Origin of the sequence: Butyrivibrio proteoclasticus B316 (assembly GCF_000145035.1) — a bacterium.
Classification (GTDB): Bacteria; Bacillota; Clostridia; order Lachnospirales; family Lachnospiraceae; genus Butyrivibrio; species Butyrivibrio proteoclasticus.
On sequence record NC_014389.1, the window covers coordinates 180,589 to 203,902 of the forward strand.

A 23,314-nucleotide genomic window follows, 5' to 3' on the forward strand; every position below is an offset into this window, starting at 1 on the left:
TTACATTATTTGTATAAGGCGCCACTTGTAGTAGCAATGGTTGTATACGTTCCGTCGCTCTGCCATTCACCCAAAGAACTATTACTGTATTTACTGGTATCAAGACCATATCCGTACATTGTTCCGTCTTCAGCCTCTAAAACAAACGGCCTTCCTTTAACGGCATGTAGTTCTTGGCCATCTAAGTTCTCAAGGAAATACTGTCTTTCACAGATGCAGGTAGTCATCTTATGTTCATTGTCCAGATCTACGGTCACAACATTGTCAGTATCAGACCATTTAGTAACTGGCGTGTAGATAGATTTTACAACAATATCTACAGTATCGGCAGGTTTCTCTGTTGCCGGATCTATATAAGCCTCTTCTCTATCATCAATGATAGAGTAATTGATAGAATCATTTTTACCCAGGTTGTATTTAATCTGCCACTGTCCTTTTTCAGCATTATGTATACGGTATGTAGCCCATGTCATGCCTGATTCATTATCGCCTTCCGCCCATTCAAGGCTGCCATTTTGCCCTTTATAATCAAAGCTGTTTTTCTCAAGGATTTGTCCTGATGGCGAGATAAATGCCACATCTACAATTTCAACGGGAAAATCGAAGTTGACAGCAAGGTCTCCTTGCTGTTGCCAGTTTATAAAATCTGCGGTTTTATATCCGTCAGAATCTACCTTTAATTCATTCGCGCCATCTGATGAGCTGGATATATTTTCAGCATTTTCTTCTATATTTTCTGTATTTGCAAGCTGCTCTGTACTTGAAAAATCCGCTTCTGGCGCTTCGATTTGCCACTGTGAATCTGCATTAAGCCAGTTTTCTTCTTTTTGACCACAAGCTGAGCATATCAGCATAATGCCTAGTGTCATTAGCGATATTTTTGATTTCATTCGATTTATCCTTTATAAATAACGCACGAGAAAACCCTTTCCGATGAAATCGGTTGTGGGATGAATCGCCTTTACGCAAACACATGTTTGCGCTAGAATATATAGCATATCGGAACCTTGAAAACTGTATATATGGAGTTGTGCCATGAATCTAATAAGCTAAGAACCTATGGCACGTAAAATATACAAGGTGTTTAGTTCCCAAGCGCCAAAAGCGCATATATAACACTGAAAGTATACCGAAGGGATTTTCCGACGGAGTAGTGGCGCCGTGAACGTGCCTTACTATATCACTTTGGTATTGTAGAAACCATTTCCGATGTCATCGGTCATGGTAGTTCATTCGTATGTAATAAATGCAGATACAATCTTTTCATTGGCTGTCTTGGTCGAAAGATCCTGAGTCGTTCTTACAATCTGCCCCTCTGATTTTCCGCAATTGATGTGCCACACAGTAACTGTATTATCACATCTAACAACCTGTCCTAAATAATCTCCATAAAGTCTATTTCCACAGCTAGTACAACTACCAACCCAGAAATGGTTCTGATCAAGCTGGCCATCCCCATCTGTATCGAAATAATAGCCTCCCCAATCTTCTCCAGTAATAGCGCCGGAACCACCGCAGGCTTTTGTTTCGGACCTTCCGTAGCATCCTCCTCCTCTGGAAGAGCTTCCTGTATGTACATGCCCCATATTATATTCTATTTTTGCAGGAATATCGGGCACATTGGTCGCAATTTTAGCTTTCGAATAATATCCTGCTTCGAGGTCTATTGTGGATTTGTTTTTTGTAAGGACTGTCTCAATAGAACCTTTATTTACTACGCCATTACTTACAGTTATAGGATTCTCATAATAACCAGCAGGAAGTGTAATGGATTCATTAATGCCAAGCACTATCTTGCCATTGGAGTTAACACTTGGATTTGAGCCATTTGTCGCTGTTGAATACTGTCCTTTTTTAGCAGTGCCCTCTTTTGACTTATCAGAGGTACTCATTGAGGCTGCATCGTAATTAGCCTCAACTTTAAGAACAGTGTTACTTCTATCTGTTACTGAATTCTCAACTGTTATTGGCTTTGAATAATAACCTGCCGGGAATGTAACAGCAGACTTAGCTCCAAGATACAGATATGAATTTACATTATCAAGTACGGAGATATCATAATCTCCATCAGCAAAAGTCTTTGTTATGTTTCCGTTAGCGGCAGCCTCTCCCTTCGAACCAACAAGACCACTTACAGTAACCTTGTCATTACGTGTTCTGTTAATGACACCGTTAGAGATTGTTACCTGTTTGTTGTAATAACCAGCAGGTAAAGTAACGGAATCATTAGCGCCAAGAACAAGCGATGATTTTGTCTCTGTGAGCTTTCCAGCATTAGAGGAATACTCGGATGTCTCTGTCTGTGTTCCAAAGCTTGCGCTGGTTGTAGTTGGGTTATAATCATCAAGTGTGAGCGTACTTGTTCTGCCGCTAAGGTCCGCTGTTGTCTGATCGGGAGCCTGAGATTCAGACTGTTTTTCTCTGGTTGAATTTCCTGTCTTAAGGGTGTCGTTTTCTGTATAGTAAGCCTGTCCTGAAAGCTGATTGCTTGACCATCCATTATGGAGCACATCTACAAGAGTACCGTTCTGTTGTACACCGGGAGCTTTCTTTGTGGAAGAACCATTATAGATTGTCTTAGCATACAGAGATGAGAATGACCTGTTTTCAACTACCATAGTAGGATCAGCTGTGCCCAGTGCTCCAATAGGTTCGATAGACTCTGGCTCTGGGTTACCTTCCTCATCTGTAACTACATCACCGTTCTCATCTTTCTTATATGTAACGACTACATATGTAGCCATATCATCAGACCACTCAAGTGACTTTCCAGAAAGACCGGCAAGCTGTTTCTGGATCTGAAGGATCGCTGCATAGTTCTGTCTAATATCATCTGCATCGATGATGACAGTATTTTCTGCACTGTCGGTTCCATTAAATACACCGGTTGATCTAACGCCATCTGCAGCGACAGCCTCGATGCTTGTTGTTGCCATCATTAGAGTCGTTAATGCCGCAGATAAAACTCTACGGTATTTACGTAAAGGGTTCATTTCTCGTATTACCTCCATAGATAAATCCAATATAATTTTTTATTGTCTTTTCTAATATGGATAAATTCAAAAAAAAATATTTACATCTTAAAAGGCTATTAAAATAAAAGTGCCCCTCAGGATATTCCAAGCAGCACTTTTTATTGTTCTTCTATTTAATCATATATAATCTCTACTTTTGTAAGTTCGCCGTTTTCTCTATCACAAGTACGAACATATACAGGATTTATATTTTTCGGAGAATTACCGCAGTCATATCCCCCACAAGTATGCCACTTGCCCGTCCAGTCACTTCCTGAACTCTGCGTCCAACAATCCATAAACTCACCGCACTTAGAACATTTCCAAACATAACGAAACCACCCATCGCCAGAGCCGGATTCGCCCCAATCTATTTTAATTTCTCCTCTTCTTAATTGACAGCTAGAAGTATGCTGATGGCCAGTGTATTGTAGCTTAGTAAAACAACCGCCCGAATTAGCTGCCTGATAATTATCTGCATACTGTCCGGAAACAGAGTTTTGAGCAAGACTATCATTTATAACTTCCTCTGTAGATGATGTAAGGCTATGTACATGATGATGATACTCAATTGTTCCAGGGATAGAAGTATAATCTGTTGATACGGTGAATGCATCGTAATATCCGGCTGGAAAGTTTACTGTTTTGTTGCGGCTTGTAAGAACTGTACTAGGGGCGCCATGATTTGGCATGTTTCCCGTTACCAAAAGTCCATTTACCCAAGCTGTTTTACCGCTAAGGATATCTCCGGCAGTAGATGTCGCCGCTGTCTGTGATGCAAGACTGTTAGCAGAGATTGTAACACCAGAGTAGTAACCTGCAGCAAGCGTTTGGGATTTTCCTGCATTTAGCGCCTTTGTGACGCTTCCCCTATTTACTACGCCATTACTCACCGTCAAAGGATTCTCGTAATAACCCGCAGGAAGAGTAATTGTTTCGTTGATACCAAGAACAGCCTTGCCATTGGAGTTAACGCTTGGATTTGAGCCATTTGTCGCTGTTGAATACTGTCCTTTTTTAGCGGTGCCCTCTTTTGACTTATCAGAGGTACTCATTGATGCCGCATCATAATTAGCCTCAACTTTAAGAACAGTGTTACTTCTATCTGTTACTGAATTCTCAACTGTGATCGGCTTTGAGTAATAACCAGCCGGGAATGTAACAGCAGACTTAGCTCCAAGATATAGATATGAATTTACATTATCAAGTGCGGAGATATCATAATCTCCATCAGCAAAAGTCTTTGTTATGTTCCCGTTAGCAGCAGCCTCTCCCTTCGAACCAACAAGACCACTTACAGTAACCTTGTCATTACGCGTTCTGTTAATGACACCGTTAGAGATTGTTACCTGTTTGTTGTAATATCCAGCAGGTAAAGTAACGGAATCATTAGCGCCAAGAACAAGCGATGACTTTGTCTCTGTGAGTTTTCCGGCATTAGAGGAATACTCGGATGTCTCTGTCTGTGTTCCAAAACTTGCGCTGGTTGTAGTTGGGTTATAATCATCAAGTGCAAGTATGTTTGTTCTGCTGCTAAGGTCCGCTGTTGTCTCATCGGGAGCTTGAGATTCAGACTGTTTTTCTCTGGTTGAGCCGCCAGTCTTAAGTGTGTCATTTAATGTGTAATAATATTGGCCATTAAGCTGATTAGTGGTCCATCCATTATGGAGCACATCTACAAGAGTACCGTTCTGCTGTACCCCGGGAGCTTTCTTTGTGGAAGAACCATTATAGATTGTCTTAGCATACAGAGATGAGAATGACCTGTTTTCAACTACCATAGTAGGATCAGCTGTGCCTAGTGCTCCTATAGGTTCGATAGACTCTGGCTCTGGGTTACCTTCCTCATCTGTAACTATATCACCGTTCTCATCTTTCTTATATGTAACGACTACATATGTAGCCATATCATCAGACCACTCAAGTGACTTTCCGGAAAGACCGGCAAGCTGTTTCTTTATCTGAAGGATCGCTGCATAGTTCTGTCTGATATCATCTGCATCGATGATGACAGTATTTTCTGCACTGTCGGTTCCATTAAATACACCGGTTGATCTAATGCCATCTGCAGCAACAACATCGATGCTTATTGTTGCCATCATTAGAGTCGTTAATGCCGCAGATAAAGCTCTACGATATTTACGAAAAGGGTTCATTGTTCGTTTTACCTCCTAAAAATTACAATACCAATTTTTATTATCTTTTTAGTATGGAAAAATTAGGAAATAATATTTGCAATATTTTAATAAAATTATTATGTATTATTATTTTTCCGCAGAAGAATATTTGATACATAAAAAAGAGCCTTGGATTAATCCAAAGCTCAAAAGTAGGCGGAAATATTATTATAAATATCGTGCGAGAAAACCCCTTCCAATGAAAAAAAACACCCTTGTAATATAACAAGAGTGTTTTTATTTTTCTTATGCATTCAAAATAGCATTTGCGCCTTTCTTCTCTAAAAGAGCCTTATTTGTAGGCGCGAGCTTTGTTGAGTAGATATGATTTAAAATTGCAAGTTTCAGATCAAGTTCTGTCTCGTATTTTTCCTCACCAACGGTCTCATAAAGCTTATCCAGTATCTTATTACCTGGGAAGCTGTCCTTAAGACCAGCCTTTCTACGTGCGGAAACAATAATGTTTGACGCCTGAAGTACTGGGTTGGTTGTAAGAGGTACATCTGCGTTCTCACGGCACTCAGCAATATTCTTTTCCAAAGCGGCAAGCGCAAGTTCTTTTACTTCGCTGTAATTGTAATCTTTTTCAAAATCAAATGTTCCAACCTGAAAATAGTGTGCACCAACGCAATATCCATATCCAATGGAGTCCTTTACATATCCCGTATCACTGTAATTAAGAATGAGGATAGGCTTATTTCCGCAAAAGCCTTCAATAGGAAGAAGAACTCTTATCTGACATTCTTTGTTTGTGAGGTAAAGTTCGCCTTCTTCAGCTCCTGTTGTCTTAAGGAAATTTTCTGCAACCTCTGAGAATGGGCGTACCACTGCATTACCTGTTCTAAATGACAGGATTTCAGAATACCCATCATGTTTTATGAGAGTACAGCCTCTAATAAATGTGCCGTAATACTGAAGAGTCTCTTCGAGCTCTTTAGTCTCGTCACAGTCTGCTCCTTTACGTTCATCACTATCTAAAAGTTCTTTGCAGATATGACGAAGGCTCTGAAGTGAATTAAGCTGTCCCCATTTACGATCAAAGACAGCATGAGAGGTATGGAGATATGTATCCTGATTGAGAATTACATATCTCTCTTTCTCTGTTCCTTCGTCAAATAAAAGAACGATCTTGTGGATATTATTATATCTTTTTGCCTCAACCTCAGTTTCTGGTTCATATTCCAGTCTTTCAAGAAGCTCATAAGGAAGTTCATCAAGATCTTTCTTTACGGTTTCACATGGCTTGTCATTAAGCTCATATTCATCGGCTTCGCAGACTCGGACAGCTTTAAAGTAAGCATATCCGTCTTCTGGCTGTTGGCCAATATAATACAAGAATGTAAGAGCCATAAAGTTAAATCTCTCATAACTTCGGTTTGCTTCAAACTCTGCAATCCTTTGCATTATCTCCTGCTTATTCATTTTATTCTCCTTTAACCTTTAAAGCGGTTGATGTCGCCGCCCACCATGGCCTGCGCATCAACGATAAACTGTTCCATATTTCCTTTTTCGAGTATCGATGTCTGCGTAACCTCTACAAACCTTTTGTCATAAACCTCATATCTTATCTGTCCCGTCTCGCCACAGCATATAACATCAAAATACACATAATCAGATAATTTTGAATAAGTCTGTCTTTTTGGTGCTCCGAGTATCTGGATAATCGGTTTTGTGCTTTGACTTAAATACACCTGTTCCAAACCGGAGTCGACATAATCGTTAATCAAAGCCCACATGACTTTCATCGTCACCTGAATATCAGTCATCGCATTGTGCAACTGCTGATCTTCATCTGTTTTAATCCCGTATGTTTCGGCTATTGACGCAAGAGTAAATCTTCCGTCGGTGATTTCATTTCGGTCCACAAGGCACCTTGCCATAACAAGCGCGTCTACATTCCACTTAGGGTCAAATGTAAGACCTGCTGCCCTCTGGTACATATTGTTCATCATCTTATTATCAAAAGAGATGTGATTGTACCCGGCAATTACTGAATCATTGGGATCTCCGAAAAAGTTCTGGATCCAACTAAGCGCAATCTCTTCCGAGGGCTTATCTTCTAAAAACTCATCAGTAATATGATTAACGGCACTTGCTGCCGCCGGCATTGGGATTGGTGGCCTGATATATTGGTCTAGTGTGTCGACTATATAATAGGGATTTCCAGGGGAAAGCTTTAGAGCACTTATCTGAACGATATATGCTTTTTTGCCAGTTCCGGTGGTCTCTGTATCATATATTATGATCGGCACCTTGTTGTTACGCAGAACATTCGCGAACCCTTGAAGTGTGGAATAGCCGTATATCGGATACCACGTTCGGCCGCGTTTATCTGTGTTCATTTATCTCTCCTTTCTTAAACTGACATTTTAACGTTCTGATTATATTTTGGTTAATATAAGAAAAGATAAATTCACAATATTTCTGCATATTTTAAAGGAATATGGTCTTATCCCGCATATATGGGATATTTACATCTACCGTTATATGCACGATATCGCATTCTGCACGTAAATGCTATTAAATAACAATTAAAATAGGTGAAATTAAAAGAAAATTTAAAGAAAGAAAATAGCACCACTTAGATCATATTCGGTACCGCTATTCAAGCGGGTTTGCCGCATTTACAGACTAGTAAATGTGGTCTCCCAGGTATCGGATCTTGCCGGGCTGTTGAGCCTATGACCTAAAATGGTGCAGATAAATAAAAATTATATGAAAATTTCCGCCCAATGCACTCGGCGAAGGGCGGATATTCTAAACTGATTATAAATAACGCACGAGAAAACCCTTTCCGATGAAATCGATTGTGAGATGAATCGCCTTTACACAAACAGTTGTTCGTGTTAGAATAAGTCATTCGGAACCTTGAAAACTGTATATATGAGGTTGTGCCACGAATCTAACAAACCAAGAACCTGTGGTGCGTAAAATATACAAGGTGTTAGTTCCCACGCGCCATAAGCGCATCAAATAACATTTTCAAGTATGCCGAAGGGATTTTCCCGACGGAGTAGCGGCACTGTGAACGTGCCTTACTATACCGCAGGGTATTGTAGAAACCATTTCTGATGTCATCGGTGATGGTAGTTCATGCGCTTTCTCTATCGCTATATACTCTCTTACCATCAACCTGAAGTTGCAGGAATGAAATCACTGCTCTGTCATATGCTCTTGTCTGAGCTTCAAGATAAGGAAAGTTTTTTGCAACTGATGAATTAAGTGTTGCGATTGTAGCTTCTCCTGTTTCAGTGATCTGATAGTTACCCATCTTTATAGTGCAGTCTACTACTGAATGAGACATTGAAGTTTCAATGGGCTTATAATCAATAATTACTGGTGGAGATTTTTGGTCATTAGCAAGATTTTTAGCAAGGCTAAGCATATATTCTTTAAGAGAGTTATGTAAGATAGCATGATATGGTCTGCCTTCTTCATCCTGCTTTAAAATTGAATCAAATGATAATTCCTGATTATAAAGATTTGAAAATGCCTTTATTGGCTGCGTGTTTAATAACATAAGTATCCTCCTGATTTATTAAAATTATACCAGGAGAATTTGATCAAATATTTTTCTGCACAAATTATTTTCTTCTGCACGGAAATATTTTTACAAACAAAAAGCTACCCGCGGGTAGCCTTTATTGATACTTTAGCTTTACGCATGTGAAGGAAGCTTAATGCCACTATCGGCGAGTAATCTTTCGTTTATAGATACATCGAATCCAAACTCTACTTTCAATCCATCTCTTCGAGTTCCAGGTGAAGTACAGGTTCTGCCCCACCGCTCCAATAAAGTGATATCTGCTGCGGAATTCCATCCGGATCAATCACAGTAAATACATTTTCTTCATTAGATACAGCAACGCTTAGGTTACCGTTCTCAACGATAACAGCTGCGCACATTGCAAATCCATTGTCGGCATTAAGACCAACTGCTGCCGGGAAGAAATTATAGAACTTTCCAAAGATATCTTCCTGCATATATGTCATACGTGTACGCGTCTCAGGCATATATGGAGTAGTCTTAACCTTAAACTTGTCAGCGTAAAGATTATCAAGGCAGTTAACCTGAGTTACAAATTTGCCATCTTTCCAGGAGCCCCTTGCAATAAATGACATCTCGTCAAACTTTATCTCAACACTTGCAGATACACCCCTTGAAATACCAGCTCTTATTGTTCTTCCGGAAACAGCCACCACCATGATGTCTGTAATAGGAGCGTCCTCAACAAAAACAAGCGGGAATATATTAAAATCAACAACCGCTTTCTTATCCTTTCCTAATTCGAGGATCATTCTTGTGTGATTGAAACAGAAAGACTTAAGTGATTTCAAATAATGAGGATCTGTGTCATATTTAAAATCGCCATTAAGAGTAGGGATATAAGATTCGCTTCTTCCATCCTCGGATTTCTCTGCTGTAATCTCCTCTACAGATTCCATCACCGGAGTATCATTAACAGGAAGTTCCTGCTCTTCCTTGGTAATAGTAGGCATACTGATGACTTCTTCTGGAGCCATTGCTGTTTCTTTTTCTGTTTCGTGAAGTACAAGTTTGTTATAATCGCTCTTCATGCATTTTTGCAGAAGTTCTGTTTCGATAACATAAACTGTGTTATCCATTTTCTTTATTCTTAGGACTTCGCGCAGCTCAGGAATCGGGGTATCTGAAGCAAAAAGTCCTTTCTTTGATTCAGCCTTGATCCTCTCTATTTCTGCCTGGTTTGATTCTATCTGGAAATGCTCTCCGAATCGTATAAGTCCGGCAAATGCCATGGCTTTTAAATTATTTGCTTCTGTATGCACGATGGACTTATGAGCATACTCTTCATTTTCGATCTGTGTAACCTGATCAAGCAGGCCCCAGTAATATTCCTTAGTCATCTTATCACCTCAGATTAAAATATGTTGTGCCTATACGCAAACTGATTTCTTCGTTATAACTATTTGGGATAACAAATCCATACCAGCCATTCCCAAGTTCATACACGCATCCGTCATATACCGTTCCAACATGTCTTATAAGGTCATGATTTTTGTCATAAACCTGCATATCATAGAGCCCTTTGATGTTATCCAAAGAACTTATCTGGAAACATCTTATCTGGCTTACATCAGTAAGAGGAACTTTCTCTGTGTTTATCTGCTCTAAGTTCTCAACAGGCATTACCGGTCCTATATTGACTCTTGCCGTACGCATCTCTATCCCATCATACCAGCTGACATCGCCACTAGACTGCGCAACAACCGGATCGTTTTCAGCTACGACTGCCGTACCAGCCAAAACGCTCTGCCCGCATCCTGCAAGGCACATACATGTAAGAACGGATGCAATTACTTTAGCAGCTCTAAATCTTTGGCCGCCTGGTCTTTCAATTCCTTTTCCCATTGCATATCCTCTTCTTTCTTTGTTTTTAAACGCTTTGTTTCCTGGTAAAATCCATCATTTTTATTACCCTTTTTGGCGCGCTCATGCCCTTCTTCAATAAGCTTTTTAGCATGCTTCATCTTCCTGTATTCTTTATGTTCAAAAGATGTGAGTACAGCAAGATATATAACGATTGCCAGGAAAATAAACGCAAATATAAATGCAGGAGCAGAGCCTGTTATTCCACTTACAATGTTTATCTTTTCCATTCCTATTCCTCTTTGATCCAAAATGTGATCGAGTAGACATGAGAGTTAACGACATATTTAAGGTTTACTCTTTTATTATTAAGATAAGCAAATATACCTTTTCTATTTATAAGTTTATCAATCACCTTCTGATAGGTTCCTGCATCCGAACAGGCAAAACTTGCAGTTTTGTCAGTTTCAAGATGCTTCAATAGTTTTGCAAGGTTCGTATCTGTTTCAGATGTAACCATCTTTCCTGATTTCTTATAATAATTGTCATCCATGGATACACACTTGGGCATATCAACGAACGCATCTATCTGATGGCTTCCTGCCAGGTATTCTTCAGAAACACACAGATAATCATACCTAACTTCTGGAGCATTCCTGTCATTTTCAAAATCTTCGTCGCCCCATGTAGTGTCAATGTAGTACCACTGGCCGTTGATCTTGGCAGCATTCCAAAGATGGGCTGTTCCGTTTTTTCTGATATAACCAGGAACTACTGTACACTGAATACCATACTGTTGAAGTAAATACATGGTGGTCTTTGCATATCCTTCGCACACTGCCCTGCCATTGCACATGACAGATACAATGCTTGACAGATCCGGAGCCGACATATCATACCTTGTGGTTGTTATGATATACTCATAAATCTGCTGCAAGATAGCATATTCGTCGCCATTATTATTTATCGCACATAGCGCAGTATTTACATATACATCTATCTTATCTTTTGTCAGCTCTATTTCGTCGGGCGTCTTTGTGTAATTTGGCTTGAATATGTAATAAGGGATTTCACTTTTAAAATACTCAAGCTGGAATCCATCAATATAAAAAATCTCTGGATGATCAAAAACAATACTCTTATATACTATGGCTATCTGCTCAGCATCATTATCACCAAGGTGACATTCTTTCCCATATGACACAAAGGTATCATAAAGAGCTATATAAATGCTTTTCTGCACATCCGAGAGTTTGTCATAGTAATACCCTCCATGTGAGAAGTTCTCATTGATCGTAAGCGTCTGACTGGCATCTTGCACTACTACAGGCGTCAGAGCTTGTTCATTTGTCTGGCTCACTACTTCCTTTTTGCCAAGCATTACGTCTATTCCATCTATCACACCCTGTGTGCTACACGCAGACAAAGTCAGCATACTTGCAACAAGTGATACGCTTACAGCTTTTTGATATTTTTTATACATAAATCTCCAAAACTCCTGTGCAGAAAAATAATTCATCTGCATGCTGTGCTACAATCTATAAAGATTTGAAAGCAATCAATATAGGAGAAAATATTAGTAATGCAACGCTTCACTAAATTATGTAGACAGCTTATTAAAACTATTATGGGTTACTTAAAAGGCAATGTTGCCTTTCTCATTATGGTTTTTCTTATTCTTTTTATATTCGAGGTTGACCATGTAGTTTCTGGTTCCATGGAGCCAACACTTATGACCGGAGACTACGCTATTTTCACCAAAGTACGTTTTGGTTACAAGCCAAATAGAGGCGACATCATAGGATTTAATCATGACGGGGAGCACTGGGTAAAAAGAGTGATCGGAATCCCCGGCGATATGATTGTCATCAAAGACATGTACGTATATGTTAATGGTGAAAAGATTGATGAGCCATATCTTGAAAATGTAGGGATTACTTACGGTGGTGACAATACAATCTTTGCCGTACCTGAGGACGAAATTTTTGTCCTTGGCGATAACAGACTTGCATCATATGATTCAAGATACTGGAATGAACCGTATGTGCCAGTTTCTTATGTTACAAGCAAATATAGATTTACTATCTATCATGCAAAGACAAAAGCAACTACATTTGAAGAAGAAATTCTTTGACATAGCATCTATACGACTTGCAGCCTGGCCAAATTGACCAGGCTGTTTTCTTTTATTTAAAAGTAAATTTTGTCATTTAAACAAAAATAAGGGCCGTGCCCTACAAAGGCGCGACCCTTACTAAAATAGAGGATATAAAAATGTATTAAAACTATGAATCATCATGAGTTCAGAAGTGCATCAGCCTGTGCAAGTTTGGCAGCTTCTTCCTGCTCTTTTGCAACAGCCAGTGCAGTGTAGTTTGCGAGATACTCTTCTACAAATGGAATGATCTCTGTAATTGAATCTTCCCACTCATACTCAACACCACAGCTCTCACATAAAGTCTTTCTGGGAGCATGTCTTGTATGGATATATCCATCAATAAGGATAAGAGAGCCTGTTGTAAGACAGAGGCTGTCATTTTTTGCCTGCTTTCCATAGCTTCTTACCAAAGGATAATCAGCTGTTACATCAGCACTGTCAGCTTCGACAACATACTTTCTGTCTGTTGCAATCTGGAATGTTGATGTCTGAATATTCTTCTCGTGGAAGTATCTTACATCCTGACAGAGGTTTCCAAGAATAACGATTGAGTTGGAGAACTCTCTGTTTTCAATAAGCTCCTGCTCTGCCTGATTCTTTGTGTAAGGTTCGCCGCCAATGTTTCTTTTCTTGAGTACAAGAGGCATAACAAAGCTGATGTTACCATCTACGTTATTTCTTGCACCGCATCCGCAGTCGCCCTGACAATAAGTGATTTTTTTGATCTTTCTAGTTACAAGTGTTCCTTTGATCTCGACAATGTCATACATCTTGAGTTTTGCCATCTGTGCAATGATCTCAGGATCAGTTGATAAAATGACCGGATGGTCATACATGATACGGTCGGAATCAGCTGTCTGGTTGCCGCTGTATCTTACGCTTCTTATAACAGCAAGAGTACAGATTCCTCTAACAAATTCGCCGGATTCGTTAGTGCATGTAATCTGAGGCTTGCTGGAAACGAAGCCATATAATCTTACATCATTTTGCCTTATCATTGTTTTAAATTCCTTCCTTTTAAAAACAAAACATACGTATAAGATTATGGATATTTTATAATTTAAAGCTTATATGCGTGCGTTTTTCTGCACACAAAAAGCTGCCTCACAAATGGATGGCAGCTTTATATGCTTTTATCAATTCATTTTATCATGGAACGTAGCCTTTACGTTATGATACGCTTCCCATTTTGCAACATATACATCAGTATAATCTTCCAACGCTCTTTTAAGCCTCGATAAATCTTTTTCTGATAGGTGTGAGCCATTAGAAGCAAGCTCTACTTTTCCGTTGCTTAAAATCCAGAACTTTGTAGCATTCTTTGACGGAATGTTATCTGTTACATGTATATGTGCAGGCTCTAATGGACAACCTTCATTTGACCAGATGAATATTTTAAAACCCAATAAATTTGGAAAACTAGGCATATTCATTTTCCTTTGAAAACTCAAATGCCGTATGTCCACTGCGGTCTACGTATTCCCTGAATTCTTTTAAGTCTTCCTCAGTAAAACCCTTCACCTCAGAAAAGTTAGAACCTGGGAAATCAATCTGTGCTGAATCAAAAAAACCTTTATCATTTGGTCTTTCAAAATAGATTGTAATAAAAGCAGTGCCATTGGCGTGCTTTTTTAAGTCTGAATAAGTAATTTCAAGTCCATCCTCAAATGATAGGAGGGGATTATGTTCCATATACAACTCCTTTGACATCGGTTTTCTCCTTTCTCTAATAATATATATATCAAATCGGGGAGGAAACCTCGCCCTACTTGATAATCATTTGCTTACTGTTCGGGCGAACATCTATTTATGCTTTCTTTATTCATTATAACAAATACAGTTGATTATTGCATATTTTATAAAATATCCCCGACATATTGCCGGGGATACTAATAAGTTATGCTACTCTGATGTTTTCTGCTTCATCCATAAGGCAGATATCAAGCTTCATACGGTCGCCTGTAGACATATCATATATGTATGCAGGATGTCCGCCAGCCATCTCAAAGTCTGAGAGCTTATCCTGAAGCTCCTTAAGCTGAGTAAGATCCTTAATATTAAAGGTAAACTCACTCTTTGCAACAGCAAGAGGAATTACAGACTTATCACCCTTGTTTAAGATAAACTGGAGTGTATCAGGATCCTGCTTATCTGCTTTTACAGTTCCGGAAAGCTTAACGACCATGTCGTTTGCAAGCTTGCTTCCGTTATTATTAAAGCTTTCTGTAAAGCAGCATACATGAATCTTGTCTGTCTGATCTTCAATATCAAAGAATGCAAGCTTCTTTGATGCATCAGCCTTTGTAGAGCAGATGCGAAGATTGCTGATCTGTCCCATGATATGGCAGTTGCCTGTGGAGTTAATGATCTCCATACAGCCGTTATCCTTTGGAGTACCGTACATATCAACAGGATGTCCTGTAAGGTAAAGACCGCAGAGGTCTTTTTCTGCCTGCAGTCTTTCGTACATAGTGTCCTTAAACTGCTGCATAGGAATGACCTGAGCCTTAATAGCCTTTGTGTGGAAATCAAGTGATTCCTTAGCATTTTCAAGACGAGTCTGAGCTTCTTCCTTCTTAGGCCATGACTTTCTATCATATTTCTTTAAAAGTGTCTTACCCTCTGGATCAGCTTCCATATCGGCAAGGATATTTGTGTACTTAGTCACATTAGCCTGTGCCTTTTTGATAGCCTCCATATGCTCTGCATATACAGGAAGGACTTCTAAGAGTGCCTTTCTGCTAGTAGTAAAGTTATCAAATGCTCCTACCTTTACGAGTCCTTCAAGCTTTGAGCCCTTGATTCCACCTCTTAAGATGAAATCCGCAACACTGACATAGTCATGTGTAAGGTTCTGCGTAGCCTTTTCCATACTTACTCCAGCAAATCCAAAATAAATCTGCTCTGTATCGCATGTAAATCCAGCTCTTGAAGTATTGATATCGACAGGAGCAATCTTTACTCCATTGGCTTTAGCATCTGCAAGGATTGCTGCCATTTCCTTATTTTCTTCGATGCACAGACATGCTGTGTAGAATTCGATAGGATAATGGAGCTTAAGCCATGCTGTCATATAAGCTGTCTTTGCATAAGCAAGTGAATGAGACTTGTTAAAGCCGTACTTAGCGAAATCCGAAAGAGCGTCAAATACTTCATAAGCTGTATCTTCTGCAATTCCAAGTTCCATAGCACCGCCAACGTGAATTGACTTGTGTGTTCTATGGTTTTCCATCTCGCCGCCGTGAACGAAGATTTCTCTGTTCTCAGCAATGATGTACTGTTTCTTTTTTGACATGGCACGACGGATTTCATCGGCACCGCCAATAGAATACTGTCCCATGATCTGGAATATTCTCATTACCTGCTCCTGATATACAGGATATCCGTATGTAGGAGCAAGAAGCTCCTGGATCTGTGGCACTTTGTCAAAAGCTGATGTTTCAACAGGGCGGCCATGCTTTTTATCAGCAATAGGATCAATATATTTCATTGGGCCTGGTCTGAAAGTCGCATTAAGAAGTGTAAGGTCATCAAACTTATCAGGCTTGAATTTCTTAAGCATCTGCTTCATACCGTTTGATGAGAACTGGAATACTTCCACAGTATTTCCGGTAGCAAAGATCTTGCTGTAAACTTCCGGATCATCAGGAAGGTTTTCTACGTTGATGTAGATACCTCTGTTCTCATAGATAAGACGAAGGGCCATTGTAATGATGTTAAGAGTCTTAAGCCCAAGGAAGTCCATTTTAAGGAGTCCGGCTGTATCTTCGCATTCAACAGCGTTCATCTGGATCTTCCAGCCATTTGACTCATCATCATACATAAGCGCGCCATACTCACCTACATTGCCATTGTCAGCAATGATGACACCAGCTGCGTGCTTTCCGTAGTTATCATTTACTCCGTCAAGCATATTTGCAAGCTCGATGATCTCTGTAGCGTCCTTGCTTCCAGCGTATTTCATCTTAAGGGATTCGTAGAGAGTGCTGCCGTCTTCCATCTCTGATGAAAATGTTGTTCCTGGATCTTCAGGGATATCCGCACGGATTGCCTTTGAAAGATCAGTATAATGCTTGTTGATCTCTACCCACACAGGATCCTTTTCGGAATTAGGAATGTAATCCCCCTCCTTAAAGCCCTTTTTCTTCTGGAACTCTCTGTCCACAAGGATATTTGCAGTATTCATAACCGCTGCCTTTGGAGCAAGGGTACTTGGCGTGCAGATACCACAGACACCATCATAACCATACTTCTTGCCCACATACTCGATTACGATATCACGTACTCCGTATGGGGCTTCTGCCTTACTTAGATCGCTATCAAAATCCGGCATACTGACTCTTTCTGGGTTAAGGAATCTCTCGAAGAGAAGGTCGTACTGGGTTGGCTCAACATTTGTAATGTAATTCACATAAGCAACAACTGAACCAGCTCCTGATCCACGACCGATACCGATCGTAAATCCTGGGTATGACATATCTTCTTCTATATAAGAGATCATTTCCTCGATAGACATCTCTGTCATATGAGCCCTAAGATGTTCAATCCTGTCAAGTGGCATATGGCCAATCTTCTGACCTACCTGCAAGAAGTCTGCAACAACAAGGAAGTAATCTGAAAATCCCATTGTTATGATGACTTCAAGCTCATAAGATACTCTCCTAAGGAGTTCCTCATTTGAAAGCTTTTCTTCTGGAAAATCCTTATATCTTTCATTTGTTCCTTTGATAGTATTCTTTATAAGAAGCTTATCTGCTTTTGTCAGGTTCTTTAAAACATCTTCTGGCAGAACGATATTTGCAATCGGTTCTCTCATATTATTCTCTCCTTTCTTTTCTGACATCAATTTTTCTATTAAAAAATATGGCGCATATTATTTTTTTTAAAATCACACATACTAGAATCATAAAATTAAATGTCTGTATAAAGAAAGGAGTTATATATGGAAAGGGCAGTAATCGACGGATATTACGGTGCTTCTAATGAAGTGCTTAAGAGATTCTGGGAAAACGGCGGCGTAATAAACGGTGTCAGCTACCCCCTCGCAAAAACATTTCTGCATACACATACAGATATGGGAAGCGCAAAGGACAGTATCCTTACTGTAGATGAGTATCTTAAGACTGCAATCGAGATGGGTGCACGTTCTGTATCAGTTACGGATCACGCTTATATGTATGGAGTATTACCCTTATATAAAGCATGTGAAACTTACAACGCAGAGCACAAGGATGCAGATCCGATCAAGTGCATTATCGGAGTTGAGTTCTATGTCTGCGAGGATGTAGAAGACAAAACAAAGAAAAAGCACACAAGACTTCACCTTATTGCTTATGCAAAAGATGAAAAAGGCTATAAGACACTTTGTTCTATGGTCACAAAGTCAAACACCCGTAAGATCGTTGCAGGTAAAAACGAATATCCTTGTATTTCTAAGAAGATCTTAGAAGAGTATATGGGCCCTGGCACAGAAGGCCATGATCACATCATCCTTACAAGCGCTTGTATCGGCGGTGTTGTTGCAGGAATCATGTATGAGAGCGAGAATGAGAAAAAGAATGTAGATGGTTTTAATGGAAAGCTCAAATCTCTTAATTATTTAAGGGACAGCCTTGATAACCAGAACAAACTTATCTCATCTTTGGATGAACAGATTGAAAAACTTTCTGCTGTTGCCAACAAAAAGTATGGCAAAAGGCAGCAGGCCCTTAAAAAACATCCTGATGAAGAGGCTTTAAAAGTTCTTGAAAAGGAAATGAAAGAGACTGAGCTTGCTGCAGCTGAAGTAAAGCGAATCAAGGCTCAGAAGAAGAACGTCCAGAAAGGTCTCACAGAGATCACTAACCAGGTAAAGAACCTTATGCCAAAAAATGACAGCGATGTTGATTACTTTACTCTTCAGTCCCTCGCAGCGGATGAGCTTTGCGACACCCTCATAGGTTATTATGAAAGAGTAATTAAAGAAGCATCAGAAAGCATTGTTGATGACAATAATGTAGAAGATGCCTTTAAAAAAGAAATGCTCTATTATGAAAACCTTGCAGGTAAAGGCAACTGGTTCATTGAAATGCAGTTCCATGGAGTAGCAAACGAGAAAAAGTATATGCACGTTCTTGCAAAACTTGCAAACGAGCTTGATATGCCTCTAGTAGCTGCGAACGATGCTCATATGAGTACAAGAGATAAAGTAATGGCCAGAAAGATCGTTAATGGATTAAGATTCGATACCAAAGGTTCAAGATGGCAGGATCCTTCTGCAGAGGAAGAAGAAATGTATCTTAAAACAGATGCAGAACTTTATCAGTGGCTCTGCAAGGAAATCTCATCAGATGATGCAATGAATGCAATGATCAACAGAGACCTTATTGTAGATGCATGTAACTGCGTACTTACATTTGGTAAACATTATCCGAAGTTTCCTATTTCGGATGCTGAGGAGTTTGGTGATTGCAGCGAATATGTAAAAACAGCATAATAAGTAAAAGCGTCAGGAATTTATTTTCCTGGCGCTTCTTTAATAATCTCATTTTTATCACAAATGGGATGAAAATCATCTGACGGCGTATTTTCAATAATTCTGCATTTACTCCAAATTTCTTCTGAGATATGACCAAGTAGTTTTTTTTTCGTCATCTTCAATATCTACTTTGCCCTGCATCCCTACAATTTTTATCAAAGCTTCTTCATATTTCTCAGCGTGCTCCTTTATCTCATCATTCAATTCATTATTATTTATCCTCGTCTTCTGTTTGTCTCATGACGAGTGTGTTTCGATCTGCATATAACCCATTTTGAACAGCAGTATTAAGAAAGATTTTGGAATCAACTTCTGCATTTAGCTTTTCATCGGCAATAGCTTCTTCAAGAATATTTGTAAATACTGTTTTGCTTGCAATCACTGTATCTGAAAGCTCTTTTAAAACAGCTTTCACTTTAATGGTTGTATTTTTAAAGCTTGAAAGGTTTTTATATTGTTCAAGAAGTGCTATCACAGCTGGAAGATATTGCGAGTTTAGCTTAGAGAGATTACCCCTTTGGCACTCCTCAAGACTTGTATGTTCTTTAATGAGTTCAAGAACTTCCAAAGATTCCTGTAATGATTTCCCCATCGGGATGTCATGATATTCTTTGGCATAACTACTCAGACGGATTTTATACTCATCAAGTTCAGCTCTAAATTTTTCCAGTTCGTTGGAGTATTGTTTTCTTAAGTCATTGTCATTAACAGCAAAAGAAGTATCAATGCTCTGAAGATATGTTTCGGCTTTTTTAACATTTTGTTCTTTTGGAACATCTAAGATGAATGTAAAAGCCATCCTCATTACCCCTAGAAAAATCATACTTCCTCCTATTGTACTCGTTATATTTATCATAGTATTAAAGACATTATCTAAAATTGTTGTTGATACCTGGGCATTATTAAATATAGAACCGTTCTCATATACAAATCGCAATAAAGTTGGTGTAAACACCAAAACAAATCCTTTGAAAATAGTTTCGATGCTTTTCTTTAATTTACACATAAACGCCTCTCGATAGATGAATTATTACCAATATTATAAATATCGTGCGATAAAACCCCTTCCGATGAAGTCGGTTGTGGGATGAATCGCCTTTACGCAAACACATGTTTGTGCTAAAATATATAGCATATCGGAACCTTGAAAACTGTATATATGGAGTTGTGCCATGAATCTAATAAGCTAAGAACCTATGGCACGTAAAATATACAAGGTGTTAGTTCCCACGCGCCAAAAGCGCATATATAACACTTAAAGTATACCGAAGGGATTTCCCGACGGAGTAGTGGCGCCGTGGACGTGCCTTACTATATCACTTTGGTATTGTAGAAACCATTTTCGATAATATCGGTGGTGGTAGTTCATAGAATGTAATGATAGTATTTATCAATCAAATTAAAGTCTGTCTGACTCCGCAAGCTGCAATACAGGTCATATTGAACTACCACCACCGGCTTCGTCGAGAGGGGTTTTCTCGCCAGATACTTTATAATCCTTTGTTGTTGGCAAATTCCAAAACATCCATAAAACCATCCTTTTAACCTGTAAATTCTGTTCATGATTTCGTCTACTTACTATTTAACATGTCAGACAAGAGAATTTATTTTTCTGCATAATAGAAGCGCCCCAAAAGAGCGCTTCTATCTTATATATCAGGTCATTTCCTCCTGTTTCCCTCTTGAATCCATAAGAGCAAAGCTCTTCGTATCCTCGGGGAAAGAATTTTCAAATGGAACAAGGGCTGTACCGGTATAGATAAGTCCATGCCCAAATGACTGGTCTGTTACATTCTCAAGGAGAGTATCTCCGATATTATACATCTCGCTTAAGATGATCCTATCTGTAGATGACTGGTTCATCATAATAACCATCGAGCAGTTTGTAAGGATTGCTTCAGCCTCATCGTTCTTAAGCATATCACTTACGTTCTGAGTGATTACCATTGGAAGTCCATGGAACTTACGGATTGTCTTGTAAATTACCTTAGTAGCTGCTGCAGCACTTCTTGTCTTAGTAAAGAGGTGGAACTCATCAGCATAAAAATATGTCCAGAGTCCTCTTCTTCCTCTCTCTATCATACGGTTGAGTGAATCTGTCATACATACGTGCATTCCAAGCTCTTTCATGATACCGTCAAGCTTAGCAACGTTGTAGCAGATAAATCTAGCTTCTGTATCAACGTTTGTTCTCTGGGCGAACATTGCGCTGTCACCGATGCAGTAACGCTCGATTGCCCTTGCAAGGATCTGTGCCTGTGGTGTTGGATCTTTTACAAGGTCTGAGTAGAAATCCTTCATTGTTGGGCTGGCAGAACGGTCACATCCAATACCCTTATGTCTCATCTTTTCCATATGGGCAAAGTATCCGTCGTAAAGCTGGCTTCCAACCTTGTTGATGATACTTCTTTCGATAGGTCCGATTGTACCCTCGCCGCCTGTGATAACTTCGATGAATGACTCAATCTCAGCACACTTGGTTGGGAGCGGGTTACCGCCATCGCCAGCATACTGAAGGTCAAGGTCAAGAGGATTAAGGTGTGTGCTACTATCATAACTAAGCTCGATAATAGTTCCGCCAAGAGCCTCAATAAGAGGTGTGTACTCACCCTGAGGGTCAATAACAATGATGTGATCCTGGGAATTCAAAGCTACCTGGAAAATCTCTTCCTTTACAAGGAATGACTTACCGGAACCGGAAATTCCAAATAAAGCAGCGTTATAGTTATAACCGCTCTTTCTGTCGTAATGGATCATATTCTGAGTTTCAGGATTGATACCATAGCAGATACCATTTGGCTGATTAAGATCCATAGCTGTAAATGGCAGGAACGCACTTGCGCTTTCTGTTGTAAGAGGACGCTCAATCTTAAGTGTCTTCTTTGCAAGAGGAAGTGACATGTTAAATGCAAGCTCCTGCATGCCATTCATATAGCGCATCTGGCACTGGTGTCCAGCAGCGATACTCTTAAGGGCGCGAGAGTGCTTATCAAGTTCCTCAACAGAAGAAGCAAAGAATGTGATAAAGATCGTTGACATGAAAATGTGCTGATCTCTTGTTGCTACGTCCTGGATAAGTTCTTTGGCTGCATCTCTTGCATTCTCAAGTTCTGTTGCAACAGCTCCGGCGTTTGTGATACCTTCCTTTGCAGCATCCATCTGCTGTTTATTGATCTGACTGTTGGCAGCCTGAAGTCTTCTCCTTACCATCTGAGTAGCTTCAGCTTGTGAAACCTGTTCATATGTTACGCTTGCTATAAGGTTGCAGGCGATATTTGTAAGATCATCAAGGATACCTGTTGAAAGCGTTGAAGGAATGTTATCAAGAAACATTGTTCTTCCATAAACCTCGTCGCCAACAACAAAGTATCTCTTGTTTGAGAAATCAAAGCTGTCAGGAGATACAAGATGCTTACTGAAAAGTCCTGCCTCGGCAACTTTCTTCAAGTTGATGTCTGTAACTTCCTTATTGTCCTTCATTTTTGTCTCAATGAAGTTTGCAGCCTTCTTATCGAAAGGAAGCTGTTCTTTGCTGTTATAGATATCATACATAAGTGAAAGTCTATCCTTGATAGTCATAGGAGTGATGTCCTGCTTGCAGATCTTTCGAAGAGCCTTAGTTACTCTTCTGTCTACACGCTTCAAACTATCAGTAGCTTCTACGATATTCTCTGCTTCCACAGAGATTGTCCAGTACTTTTCCTTGATCATGTTGTTATGACCGGATGAAAGGATATCGAGGAAGAATGCATTGAACTCATCCCTGTAACCATTAAGCTCATCCTGCTGAGGCTTCATAAGGATGCTGTTACGGATGACGTTAGGATCGATATTACGGTTAATGACCGTAAGCTGGCCTATCATTTTCTCGTCAGCTGTATTAACAACCTTCTCATAGTCAAGAACAATGTTCTCCTGTTTTTCTTCTTCTTCGGTATTATAATTGATCTCCGGAATCTTGTAGCTCTTTGAGTATCTTCCGTCATAATCCTCAATGATACCATTCTGGTATACTCCTCTGTAAGGAATAGTCTCGAATGTATCTGTGGGAATTCTTTTAGCTTTTTCTGTTTTCTGGCCAAATAAATTCATAATGTC

Annotated in this window: 19 protein-coding genes; 2 read left to right on the forward strand and 17 right to left on the reverse strand. The window is 39.5% G+C overall.

What is annotated here, in order from left to right; all coding sequences use genetic code 11:
• Positions 1–5: 5 nt before the first annotated feature.
• The 10 genes from BPR_RS17505 to BPR_RS17550 all read right to left on the reverse strand — a co-directional run bounded on the left by BPR_RS17505 (position 6) and on the right by BPR_RS17550 (position 12,024).
• Positions 6–869 (reverse strand): hypothetical protein, encoded by an 864-nt coding sequence (locus BPR_RS17505; RefSeq protein WP_207636511.1) that lies wholly within the window; start codon positions 867–869, stop codon positions 6–8.
• A gap of 360 nt (positions 870–1,229) precedes the next feature.
• On the reverse strand, positions 1,230–2,993 hold the full coding sequence (locus tag BPR_RS17510) for a hypothetical protein (RefSeq protein WP_013282837.1): 1,764 nt from the start codon (positions 2,991–2,993) through the stop codon (positions 1,230–1,232).
• Between the two features lie 155 nt (positions 2,994–3,148).
• Entirely contained in the window at positions 3,149–5,170 is a 2,022-nt protein-coding gene (locus BPR_RS21040; protein WP_013282838.1) for an autotransporter outer membrane beta-barrel domain-containing protein, read from the reverse strand.
• 267 nt (positions 5,171–5,437) lie between these two features.
• Positions 5,438–6,613: a hypothetical protein gene (locus tag BPR_RS17520; protein WP_013282839.1), complete on the reverse strand. Its 1,176-nt coding sequence runs from the start codon at positions 6,611–6,613 to the stop codon at positions 5,438–5,440.
• Between the two features lie 11 nt (positions 6,614–6,624).
• Entirely contained in the window at positions 6,625–7,533 is a 909-nt protein-coding gene (locus BPR_RS17525) for a 3'-5' exonuclease (RefSeq protein WP_013282840.1), read from the reverse strand.
• 749 nt (positions 7,534–8,282) lie between these two features.
• Positions 8,283–8,711 carry a hypothetical protein gene (locus BPR_RS17530; protein WP_013282841.1) on the reverse strand — a complete coding sequence of 143 codons (429 nt, stop codon included), beginning with the start codon at positions 8,709–8,711 and terminating at the stop codon, positions 8,283–8,285.
• Between the two features lie 218 nt (positions 8,712–8,929).
• Positions 8,930–10,078 carry a hypothetical protein gene (locus BPR_RS17535; protein WP_013282842.1) on the reverse strand — a complete coding sequence of 383 codons (1,149 nt, stop codon included), beginning with the start codon at positions 10,076–10,078 and terminating at the stop codon, positions 8,930–8,932.
• Between the two features lie 4 nt (positions 10,079–10,082).
• A complete protein-coding gene (locus BPR_RS17540) occupies positions 10,083–10,583 on the reverse strand; it encodes a hypothetical protein (RefSeq protein WP_042258544.1) in 501 nt (166 codons plus the stop codon).
• The gene (locus BPR_RS17545) at positions 10,529–10,831 is read right to left on the reverse strand and encodes a hypothetical protein (RefSeq protein ID WP_013282844.1); all 303 of its coding nucleotides are present in this window, start codon (positions 10,829–10,831) and stop codon (positions 10,529–10,531) included. Before BPR_RS17545 ends, BPR_RS17540 begins: the two co-directional genes overlap by 55 nt.
• Before the next feature lie 2 nt (positions 10,832–10,833).
• Positions 10,834–12,024, reverse strand: a complete 1,191-nt coding sequence (locus BPR_RS17550; RefSeq protein WP_013282845.1) for a transglutaminase domain-containing protein — start codon at positions 12,022–12,024, stop codon at positions 10,834–10,836.
• A gap of 144 nt (positions 12,025–12,168) precedes the next feature.
• On the opposite strand from BPR_RS17550, the gene lepB reads away from it, so the two are divergent.
• Positions 12,169–12,675: a signal peptidase I gene (gene lepB / locus BPR_RS17555; protein WP_207636502.1), complete on the forward strand. Its 507-nt coding sequence runs from the start codon at positions 12,169–12,171 to the stop codon at positions 12,673–12,675.
• A gap of 161 nt (positions 12,676–12,836) precedes the next feature.
• On the opposite strand, the gene BPR_RS17560 is transcribed toward lepB, so the two are convergent.
• From BPR_RS17560 to dnaE, 4 genes are all read right to left on the reverse strand, one after another.
• Positions 12,837–13,697, reverse strand: a complete 861-nt coding sequence (locus tag BPR_RS17560) for a single-stranded DNA-binding protein (RefSeq protein ID WP_013282847.1) — start codon at positions 13,695–13,697, stop codon at positions 12,837–12,839.
• Positions 13,698–13,835: 138 nt separating this feature from the next.
• On the reverse strand, positions 13,836–14,132 hold the full coding sequence (locus BPR_RS17565; RefSeq protein WP_143754392.1) for a DUF4160 domain-containing protein: 297 nt from the start codon (positions 14,130–14,132) through the stop codon (positions 13,836–13,838).
• A complete protein-coding gene (locus BPR_RS17570; protein ID WP_013282849.1) occupies positions 14,119–14,409 on the reverse strand; it encodes a hypothetical protein in 291 nt (96 codons plus the stop codon). The genes BPR_RS17565 and BPR_RS17570 overlap by 14 nt, the downstream gene beginning before the upstream one ends.
• A 187-nt stretch (positions 14,410–14,596) precedes the next feature.
• Positions 14,597–17,515, reverse strand: coding sequence for a DNA polymerase III subunit alpha (gene dnaE / locus BPR_RS17575; protein WP_013282850.1), 2,919 nt, complete (start codon positions 17,513–17,515; stop codon positions 14,597–14,599).
• A gap of 126 nt (positions 17,516–17,641) precedes the next feature.
• On the opposite strand from dnaE, the gene BPR_RS17580 reads away from it, so the two are divergent.
• A complete protein-coding gene (locus BPR_RS17580) occupies positions 17,642–19,174 on the forward strand; it encodes a PHP domain-containing protein (RefSeq protein WP_013282851.1) in 1,533 nt (510 codons plus the stop codon).
• Between the two features lie 108 nt (positions 19,175–19,282).
• Here BPR_RS17580 and BPR_RS20880 read toward each other — a convergent pair whose 3' ends face one another.
• From BPR_RS20880 to BPR_RS17590, 3 genes are all read right to left on the reverse strand, one after another.
• Positions 19,283–19,420 (reverse strand): hypothetical protein, encoded by a 138-nt coding sequence (locus BPR_RS20880; protein ID WP_154649896.1) that lies wholly within the window; start codon positions 19,418–19,420, stop codon positions 19,283–19,285.
• 7 nt (positions 19,421–19,427) lie between these two features.
• Positions 19,428–20,222 (reverse strand): hypothetical protein, encoded by a 795-nt coding sequence (locus BPR_RS17585; protein ID WP_042258551.1) that lies wholly within the window; start codon positions 20,220–20,222, stop codon positions 19,428–19,430.
• A 650-nt stretch (positions 20,223–20,872) separates the two neighbouring features.
• Entirely contained in the window at positions 20,873–23,308 is a 2,436-nt protein-coding gene (locus BPR_RS17590; RefSeq protein WP_013282853.1) for a VirB4-like conjugal transfer ATPase, CD1110 family, read from the reverse strand.
• Positions 23,309–23,314 lie beyond the last annotated feature (6 nt).